Source organism: Micrococcus sp. KRD070 (genome assembly GCF_017168435.1).
Taxonomy (GTDB): domain Bacteria; phylum Actinomycetota; class Actinomycetes; order Actinomycetales; family Micrococcaceae; genus Micrococcus; species Micrococcus luteus.
Genome location: NZ_JABFNH010000018.1, coordinates 67,006 through 75,766 on the forward strand (window position 1 = coordinate 67,006; position 8,761 = coordinate 75,766).

At 72.2% G+C, this 8,761-nt stretch carries 9 protein-coding genes; 8 read left to right on the forward strand and 1 reads right to left on the reverse strand.

Going from position 1 to position 8,761, the window contains the following annotated elements; genetic code table 11:
• The first annotated feature begins 164 nt into the window (after positions 1–164).
• From J1M38_RS06545 to J1M38_RS06575, 7 genes are all read left to right on the forward strand, one after another.
• Complete coding sequence (locus tag J1M38_RS06545) at positions 165–1,154, forward strand: D-glycerate dehydrogenase (RefSeq protein WP_069941093.1); 990 nt, start codon at positions 165–167, stop codon at positions 1,152–1,154.
• A gap of 32 nt (positions 1,155–1,186) precedes the next feature.
• The gene (gene lysS / locus J1M38_RS06550; RefSeq protein ID WP_036384191.1) at positions 1,187–2,701 is read left to right on the forward strand and encodes a lysine--tRNA ligase; all 1,515 of its coding nucleotides are present in this window, start codon (positions 1,187–1,189) and stop codon (positions 2,699–2,701) included.
• Position 2,702: 1 nt separating this feature from the next.
• A complete protein-coding gene (locus J1M38_RS06555) occupies positions 2,703–2,942 on the forward strand; it encodes a hypothetical protein (protein ID WP_041104642.1) in 240 nt (79 codons plus the stop codon).
• A gap of 164 nt (positions 2,943–3,106) precedes the next feature.
• Positions 3,107–3,409, forward strand: coding sequence for an Lsr2 family protein (locus J1M38_RS06560; protein ID WP_069941092.1), 303 nt, complete (start codon positions 3,107–3,109; stop codon positions 3,407–3,409).
• A 156-nt stretch (positions 3,410–3,565) separates the two neighbouring features.
• Positions 3,566–6,121, forward strand: coding sequence for an ATP-dependent Clp protease ATP-binding subunit (locus J1M38_RS06565; protein WP_206481424.1), 2,556 nt, complete (start codon positions 3,566–3,568; stop codon positions 6,119–6,121).
• A gap of 327 nt (positions 6,122–6,448) precedes the next feature.
• Positions 6,449–6,631: an Rv0909 family putative TA system antitoxin gene (locus J1M38_RS06570; protein ID WP_041104640.1), complete on the forward strand. Its 183-nt coding sequence runs from the start codon at positions 6,449–6,451 to the stop codon at positions 6,629–6,631.
• A 96-nt stretch (positions 6,632–6,727) separates the two neighbouring features.
• Positions 6,728–7,243, forward strand: a complete 516-nt coding sequence (locus J1M38_RS06575) for an amino-acid N-acetyltransferase (RefSeq protein WP_002856080.1) — start codon at positions 6,728–6,730, stop codon at positions 7,241–7,243.
• A gap of 37 nt (positions 7,244–7,280) precedes the next feature.
• Here J1M38_RS06575 and J1M38_RS06580 read toward each other — a convergent pair whose 3' ends face one another.
• Positions 7,281–8,042 (reverse strand): A/G-specific adenine glycosylase, encoded by a 762-nt coding sequence (locus tag J1M38_RS06580; RefSeq protein WP_241246529.1) that lies wholly within the window; start codon positions 8,040–8,042, stop codon positions 7,281–7,283.
• On the opposite strand from J1M38_RS06580, the gene J1M38_RS06585 reads away from it, so the two are divergent.
• Positions 8,041–8,761: hypothetical protein (locus J1M38_RS06585; RefSeq protein ID WP_241246530.1), on the forward strand; the 721-nt coding region annotated here is incomplete at its 3' end. The two genes, J1M38_RS06580 and J1M38_RS06585, sit on opposite strands and share 2 nt — an antisense overlap.

Consider the following 8,761-nt stretch of genomic DNA (forward strand, 5'->3'; position numbering starts at 1 on the left):
GTCCTTCGGCGGGAGGGGCGGCGCGGTGATTGACATAAGTCAATGATTGACGAGAGTCAATCATAAGGGGCGTCGGCCCGGGCCGCACCCGCCGTCCGCGGTTAGCCTGGTCACGCCGGACGACGCCGCGTCCTCCCCGCCCCGATCCGAGAGTGAGGCCCGCCGTGACCCCCCGTTTCCTGCTCATGACCCGCCTCCCTGAGCCCGGGCTCGGAATGCTGCGCGAGGCCGGAGAGGTGGTGGACGGCGCCGACGTCGGAGGGGACGCCGCGCTCGCGCGGCTGGTGGCCTCGGGGGACTACGACGTCGTCGTCGCGGCCCTGGACCAGAAGTTCACCGCCGACGTGCTCGCCGACGCGCGGATCAGGGGCATCGCCAACTACGCGGTCGGCTACAACAACGTGGACGTGGCCGCCGCGACGCGGCGGGGGATCGCCGTCGGCAACACCCCGGACGTGCTCACGGACGCCACCGCGGACATCGCGATGCTCCTGATCCTCGGGGTGACCCGCCGTGCCCCCGAGGGTGAGCGGATGGTGCGCGAGGGACGCTTCCACGGCTGGGCGCCGGACCTGCTCGTGGGCCGGGACGTGCGTGGCGCGACCCTGGGCCTGGCCGGTTTCGGGCGGATCGGCAAGGCGGTGGCCGAGCGTGCGCTCGCCTTCGGCATGGAGGTCGTGTTCGCGCCGCGGCCGCCCGCGCACCGGGAGGTCGCGGCCGCGGAGCTCGGCGACCTCGCCGGCCGCGTCCGTCAGGTCCGCTGGGAGGAGCTCGTCGAGGTCGCGGACGTCCTGTCCCTCCACGTGCCCCTGACGGACGACACCCATCACCTCGTGGATGCGGACGTGATCGCGAAGATGAAGGACGACGCCGTCCTCGTCAACACGGCCCGGGGGCCCGTGGTGGACGAGGCGGCCCTCGTCACCGCCCTGCGCGAGGGGCGGCTCTTCGGCGCCGGTCTGGACGTCTACGAGGACGAGCCCGCCCTCGCCCCGGGCCTGGCCGAGCTGGAGAACGTGATGCTCCTGCCGCATCTGGGCTCCGCCACCCGGGACACCCGCGCCGCGATGGCCGAGCTGGCCGCGCGCAACGCGATCGCCATGGCCACGGGCGCGGAGGCCCCGGCCCTCGTCAACCCCGAGGTGCGCGGCTGACCGGCGGGGCGCCGTCGGTAGACTCGGGGACCGTGACCACCCAGAACTCCGCCTCCGCCGCCGTCGACCACCACGATCAGCAGGCCGTCCGCGCCGCCAAGCGTGAGCAGCTGCTCGCCTCGGGCCGCGAGGCCTACCCCGTGCAGGTGCCGCGCACCCACGCGCTGGCCGAGGTGCGTGAGCGGTTCGACGGCCACGAGCCCGACTGGACCTCGGGCGAGACCGTGTCGGTGACCGGGCGCGTCGTCTTCCTCCGCAACACCGGCAAGCTCTGCTTCGCCACCCTGCAGGAGTCCGGCGCGGACGGGGAGGCCGTCCGCCTCCAGGTCATGGTGTCCCTGGCCGCCGTCGGTGAGGAGTCCCTGGCCGAGTGGAAGAAGGTCGTGGACCTGGGCGACTTCCTCTCCGTCACCGGCGAGGTGATCGTCTCGCGCCGCGGCGAGCTGTCCATCATGGCCTCGGCGTGGGAGATGGCCTCCAAGGCGCTGCGCCCCCTGCCCGTGCTGCACGCGGACCTGAACGAGGAGACCCGCGTCCGCCAGCGCTACGCGGACCTGATCGTGCGCGAGGAGGCCCGCCGCATGGTCTACACCCGGGCCAAGGTCACCTCGGCGGTGCGGCGCACCCTCGAGGGCCACGGCTACGTGGAGGTGGAGACCCCGATGCTCCAGCTGGTCCACGGCGGCGCCCTCGCACGTCCCTTCGAGACGCACCTCAACGCGTTCGACCAGCCGATGACCCTGCGCATCGCCACCGAGCTGTACCTCAAGCGCGCCGTCGTCGGCGGCATCGACCGCGTGTTCGAGATCGGCCGCGTGTTCCGCAACGAGGGCGTGGACTCGACCCACTCGCCCGAGTTCACCACCCTCGAGTCCTATGAGGCGTGGGCGGACATGCACGTCATGGCCGAGCGCATGCAGGAGATCATCCTCAACGCCGCGGACGCGGTGGGCGCCGGGCGTCGGCTCGAGACCGCGAAGGGCGTCATCGACCTCGACGGCGAGTGGGCCTGGGTCGCCGTGTACCCGGGGCTGTCCGAGGCCGTGGGCCGCGAGATCACCCCGGAGACGGACGCCGAGACGCTGCGGGCGATCGCCGCGGAGCACGAGGTCAAGGTGGACCCCGCGTGGGACGCGGAGAAGCTCGTGATCGAGCTGTTCGGCGAGATCGTGGAGCCCACCCTGATGAACCCCACGTTCGTGTACGACTACCCGCCGGCCGCCCAGCCGCTCGCGCGCCCGCACCGCTCGGACGACCGGGTCATCGAGGCCTGGGACCTGATCATCGGCGGCATGGAGCGCGGCACCGCGTTCTCCGAGCTGATCGACCCCGTCATCCAGCGCGAGCGCCTGACCGCCCAGTCGGCGATGGCGGCCGCCGGCGACGACGAGGCGATGCAGCTGGACGAGGACTTCCTGCGCGCCCTCGAGTACGGCGCCCCGCCCATGGGCGGCATCGGCCTGGGCATCGACCGCCTGGTGATGCTGTTCACGGACGCCGGCATCCGCGAGACCATCCTCTTCCCGCTGCTCAAGCCGGAGGCCTGACATGGCCGCCTTCTGGGACTACTTCTCCGTCCTCGCCCCCTCGATCGGCCTCGGGCTCATCTTCTGGCTGGTGATGCGCTCCCTGCTGCGTTCGGACACGGGTGAGCGCGAGAGTCAGGCCCGCCGGCTCTCGGGCGCGGACGCGCGGGCGGCCCGCGAGGAGGCCGAGGCCCGTGAGTGGGCGGCCCGACGCCGAGCCGAGGGAGGGCCGGGGGCTGATCCGGAGGACCGCGCCCGGTGAGATTCCTTCCCCGGCGTTGAAGAATCCTTCTGCCCGGCTTCGTTGCGGTATTCTTGAATCACCACAAGTGCACGGCCGGAATCGTGAGCACGCGGGAAAGAACCCCGAGAGCGAAGACCGGAACCCAGGGACACGCGCACGAGAGAAGAAAGTGGGAATCACCGTTGGCACAGAAGGTAGAAGTGGTCCTCGTGGATGATCTTGACAGTTCGCCTGCAGATGAGACCGTGAACTTCGCATTGGACGGTCGCAATTACGAGATCGACCTGTCGAAGGAGCACGCCGCAGAACTCCGTGAGTTCCTGAAGCCCTACATGAAGAAGGGCCGCGCCGTGGCGCCGCCGTCGCCCAAGGTCGAGGCCGCCCAGATCCGCAAGTGGGCGGCCGAGAACGGCTACGAGGTCTCGAGCCGCGGTCGCCTGCACCGCGACGTGGTGGAGGCCTACCGCAACGCGAAGCGCAAGTGAGCGTCCCGCCCGGGTGCGTCGAGGAATCGGCGTCCCCGGGCCTCGTTCCGGCCCCTCCCGAGGACGGCCGGGCCGCTTCTCCCGCTGGCGAACAGCCGCGCGGCACGCGGTCCGGGTGCGTAGTGTCGACCACGACCGTACGCAAGGAGTGTGCCCATGTTCGAGAGATTCACCGACCGCGCCCGGCGGGTGGTCGTGCTCGCCCAGGAAGAGGCGCGCATGCTCAACCACAGCTACATCGGCACCGAGCACATCCTGCTCGGTCTGATCCACGAGGGTGAGGGCGTCGCAGCCAAGGCACTGGAGTCCATGGACATCTCCCTGGGCGCCGTGCGAGAGAAGGTGCAGGAGGACATCGGCCAGGGTCAGCAGAACCCGCCCGGCCACATCCCCTTCACGCCGCGCGCCAAGAAGGTGCTCGAGCTGTCCCTGCGCGAGGCGCTGCAGCTCGGCCACAACTACATCGGCACCGAGCACATCCTGCTCGGCCTGATCCGCGAGGGCGAGGGCGTGGCCGCCCAGGTCCTCGTGCAGCTCGGCGCGGACCTGAACCGCGTCCGTCAGACGGTCATCCAGCTGCTCTCCGGCTACCAGGGCGGCGCCCAGGGTGGCAAGGAGACCGCGGGTGCCGGGGTGGGCCAGGGCGGCGAGGCCGGCCAGAACGCCGGCTCCGTGGTGCTGGACCAGTTCGGACGCAACCTCACCGCGGCCGCGCACGACGGCAAGCTGGATCCCGTCATCGGGCGTGCGGGTGAGATGGAGCGCGTCATGCAGGTGCTCTCCCGCCGCACCAAGAACAACCCCGTGCTCATCGGCGAGCCCGGCGTCGGCAAGACCGCCGTCGTCGAGGGCCTGGCCCAGGCGATCGACCGCGGCGACGTCCCGGAGACGCTCAGGGGCAAGCAGCTCTACTCGCTGGACCTCGGCTCCCTCGTGGCCGGCTCCCGCTACCGCGGCGACTTCGAGGAGCGCCTGAAGAAGGTGCTCAAGGAGATCCGCACGCGCGGGGACATCATCCTGTTCATCGACGAGATCCACACCCTCGTCGGGGCGGGTGCGGCCGAGGGCGCGATCGACGCCGCCAGCATCCTCAAGCCGATGCTGGCCCGCGGTGAGCTGCAGACCATCGGCGCCACCACGCTGGACGAGTACCGCAAGCACATCGAGAAGGACGCCGCGCTCGAGCGCCGCTTCCAGCCGATCCAGGTCGCCGAGCCGTCCGTCGAGGACGCCACGGAGATCCTGCGCGGCCTGCGGGACCGCTACGAGGCGCACCACAAGGTCTCCATCACCGACGGCGCGCTCAAGGCCGCCGCCGGCCTGGCGGACCGCTACGTCTCCGACCGGCACCTGCCGGACAAGGCCATCGACCTGATCGACGAGGCCGGCGCGCGTCTGCGCATCCGTCGCATGACCGTGCCGCCGGAGATCAAGGCCTACGAGTCCCGGATCGCGGAGGTGCGCACCCAGAAGGAGGCCGCCATCGACGGCCAGGACTTCGAGGGCGCCGCCCGCCTGCGGGACCAGGAGCAGCAGCTCGGGGACGAGCGCCGCGAGAAGGAGCAGGCGTGGCGCACCGGCGCGGACGCCGACGTCGCCACGGTGGACGAGGACCTCATCGCCGAGGTGCTCTCCAAGTCCACCGGCATCCCGGTGTTCAAGCTCACCGAGGAGGAGACGGACCGCCTGCGCAACATGGAGGACGAGCTCCACCGCCGCGTGATCGGCCAGGACGAGGCCATCAAGTCCCTGTCCCGCGCCATCCGCCGCACCCGCGCGGGCCTGAAGGACCCGAACCGCCCCTCGGGGTCGTTCATCTTCGCCGGCCCCACCGGCGTCGGCAAGACGGAGCTGGCCAAGTCCCTCGCGGAGTTCCTCTTCGGGGACGAGGACGCGCTCATCACGCTGGACATGTCCGAGTTCCAGGAGAAGCACACCGTCTCGCGTCTGTTCGGCGCCCCTCCCGGCTACGTGGGCTACGAGGAGGGCGGCCAGCTCACCGAGAAGGTCCGCCGCCGTCCGTTCTCCGTGGTGCTGTTCGACGAGGTGGAGAAGGCCCATCAGGACCTGTTCAACTCCCTGCTGCAGATCCTCGAGGACGGTCGCCTGACCGACTCGCAGGGCCGTGTGGTGGACTTCAAGAACACCGTGATCATCATGACCACGAACCTCGGCACCCGGGACATCTCCAAGGGCGTCATGACCGGCTTCCAGTCGGCCACGGACACCACCACCGGGTACGAGCGGATGAAGGGCAAGGTCAAGGAGGAGCTGCGCCAGCACTTCCGCCCCGAGTTCCTCAACCGTGTGGACGACGTGATCGTGTTCCCGCAGCTGCAGAAGCACGAGATCGTGGAGATCGTGGACCTGTTCGTCTCCCGCCTCGGCAAGCGCCTGGCGGAGCAGGACCTGTCCATCGAGCTCACCCAGTCCGCCAAGGATCTGCTCGCGGACCGCGGCTACGATCCGGCCATGGGCGCCCGCCCGCTGCGCCGCACCATCCAGCAGATGGTGGAGGACCAGCTCTCGGAGAAGATCCTCTTCGGCGAGATCCCGGCCGGCTCCCTCATCACCGTGGACGCCACGGGCGAGGGGGAGGGCGCCGAGCTGACGTTCGCGTTCTCCGGCGGCCGGGAGGCCCTGGAGGGTGCGGACCTGGCCGAGCTCGAGTCCGGTGCCGGCGATCCGGTGGACGCCGACCGCTCCGTGTGACCTGCGGGGTCTGACCCACGACGCCGGACCGCGCGTCCGGTGGCCACGGCCCGTCGCCCCTCCCCCTCGGGGAGGAGGCGGCGGGCCGTCGTCGTGCCCCCGCGGGGACGCCGGGGCCGAGGTCCGCGACACCGCCGCCGGCATCAAGGACGGCCTCGCGAAGGACCGCTGAACCGGCCCGCCTCTCCGGAGGCACGAGAGGGGTTCCCTCGCGGCGGGATCGGTGCCACTGTGGTCTGTGACCGCTCGACGGTGGTCCTGTCTCCGCTTCGACCCGGCGCTCGCCGGGACGGCTGCGGGGCAGCCCCGAGAAGAAGGAGGCCGCCCATGGGTATCGGTGACCTGAACAACCTCGCAAACCAGCACTCGGACAAGATCGACGAGGCCGTGGACAACGCTCAGGAGCAGCACGGCGACAAGCTCGGCGAGCACGGCGACACCGTGAACAAGGGTGTCGACGGCGCGCAGGAGAAGTTCCTGTCCGGGGACGAGGGCGAGCAGCAGGCCTGAGCCTGCCGTCGACGCCGCGGGAGCCCCCGCCCGGTCCGCCGGGACGGGGGCTCCCGTCTGTCCGGGGTCGGGATGTCCGTGCCTAGACTGGACCCCATGCCTGCCGACCGCCCCCTCACCCTCCGCTCGGCGCGGACCCAGGACGTCCCGGTCATCCAGGCGCTCGTGGAGCCGCTGGCGCGGGAGCGCGTGCTGCTCCAGAAGGAGGCGGTGGCCTACTACGAGGCCATCCAGGAGTTCGTGGTCGCCGAGGAGGCGGACGGGACCCTGGCCGGCTTCGGCGCCCTCCACGTGATGTGGCAGGACATCGCCGAGGTCCGCACCCTCGCCGTCTCGGAGGCCCACCGGGGGACCGGCGTCGGGCACCTGATCATCGAGGAGCTGCTGGACCGTGCGCGGGCCGTGGGCGTCGAGCGGGTCTTCTGCCTGACCTTCGAGGTCGAGTTCTTCCGCCGGCACGGTTTCGAGGTGATGGCGGACCAGTCCGCCGTGGACCCGGAGGTCTACGCGGAACTGCTGCGCTCCACGGACGAGGGCGTCGCCGAGTTCCTGGACCTCGCCCGGGTCAAGCCGAACACGCTCGGCAACACGCGGATGATCCGCCGCCTCTGAGCCGCCGCACCGCGGGCCGCCCCAGGCCCCGGCGAGGTCAGGCCGGGAAGGTGAGGCCGCCGTCGTCGTCCCGGGCCAGCAGCCCGTCCGACACGAGCCCGGCGACGCACCGCGCCCACTGCGCGTCGTCGGGGCGGTGCGACCCGAGCCGCCCCCCGGCCACGACGACGGCGGGCACCTCCGCCTCGGCCACGCGCCCGTGCTCGCGGACGGCGGCCATCACGGCCCCGCGCACCTGACGGTCCGTGCCGGCCCAGGCCTGGCCGCGCGGCACCTCCACCGGCGGCGGGGAGCCCGCTGCGACCCACGCGCACGTCTCCGCCAGCGGGCAGCGGTCGCAGGCGGGGGAGCGGGCGGTGCAGACGAGGGCCCCGAGTTCCATGACGGCCGCGTTCCACGCGTTGGCGCGGGCGGGGTCCTCGGGCATGAGGGCCTGGGCGCGGCGCATCTCGGCGCGGGTCAGCGACCTGCCGGGCAGGGCCTCACCCGCGACCGCGCGCGCGATCACCCGGCGCACGTTGGTGTCCACGACGGTCTCGGGGACGCCGAACGCGAAGCTCGCGACCGCCGCGGCCGTGTACTCGCCGATGCCGGGCAGGGCGCGCAGGGCGGCGGGGTCGGCCGGCACCCGGCCGTCGTGGCGCCCGACGACGGCCCGGGCGGCCTCCTGGAGGCGCAGGGCCCGGCGCGGGTAGCCGAGTCGGTCCCAGGCCGTGAGCACGTCTGCGGTGGGGGCGGCGGCCAGGTCCGCGGGGGTGCGTCCACTGTAGGGTGCGCCGCCGCCTACCCTGGATCGCATGCCGTCTCGTCCGACTTCCCCCGGGTCGAAGCCGTCCCCCGCCGTCTACCGCCGCCGGCGGCTCGTGGCCGCCCTGCTCGCCCTCGTGCTCCTGCTCCTGGTGGGGTGGGCCGTCGTGGCGCTCGTCCGAGCCGGGATCGGCGCCTTCTCCTCCGAGGACGCCGACCCCTCCGCCGCCCCGACGCCGGTGCACTCCCCGTCGCCCGCCCCGGCCACGGACGCCGAGTCCAGTTCCGCCTCGCCTACCGTGGCCCTCGAGGACGCCGCCGAGTGCCAGCCCTCGGATCTGCGGATCGCCGCCTCCGCGGACCGGTCCGAGTACCAGCGGGGCGAGGAGGCCGAGCTGCGCCTGGGCATCACGAACCTCTCCTCGACCCCGTGCCGCACGGATGTGGGCACGGCCCGGCAGGAGTTCACGATCCGCACGGCCGAGGGCGACGACGTCTTCTCCACCCGCATCTGCCAGGCGGACCCCGCGGAGGCCCAGCGGGTGCTGTACCCGCACGAGGAGCTCACCGCCGTGTACCGCTGGTCCGGCCGCGCCTCGAGCCAGGACTGCGGCCGCCTCGGCGCTCTCGCGGAGCCCGGGCCCCATCTGCTGACGGTCAGCCTCGGCGACGTCACCTCCCGCCCCGTCGCGCTGAAGATCCTCGAGGAGCTCGCCCCGGGGGCCCAGGACAGCAGCTCCTCGGCCGCCCCCTCCTCGGCCACCCCCTCCT

Bases quoted from the DNA above. Each gene is read 5' to 3' on its own strand.
- J1M38_RS06580 (WP_241246529.1), bottom strand. From the start codon at position 8,042: ATGCGATCCAGGGTAGGCGGCGGCGCACCCTACAGTGGACGCACCCCC.
- J1M38_RS06570 (WP_041104640.1), top strand. From the start codon at position 6,449: ATGGGTATCGGTGACCTGAACAACCTCGCAAACCAGCACTCGGACAAG.
- J1M38_RS06575 (WP_002856080.1), top strand. From the start codon at position 6,728: ATGCCTGCCGACCGCCCCCTCACCCTCCGCTCGGCGCGGACCCAGGAC.
- J1M38_RS06555 (WP_041104642.1), top strand. From the start codon at position 2,703: ATGGCCGCCTTCTGGGACTACTTCTCCGTCCTCGCCCCCTCGATCGGC.
- J1M38_RS06565 (WP_206481424.1), top strand. From the start codon at position 3,566: ATGTTCGAGAGATTCACCGACCGCGCCCGGCGGGTGGTCGTGCTCGCC.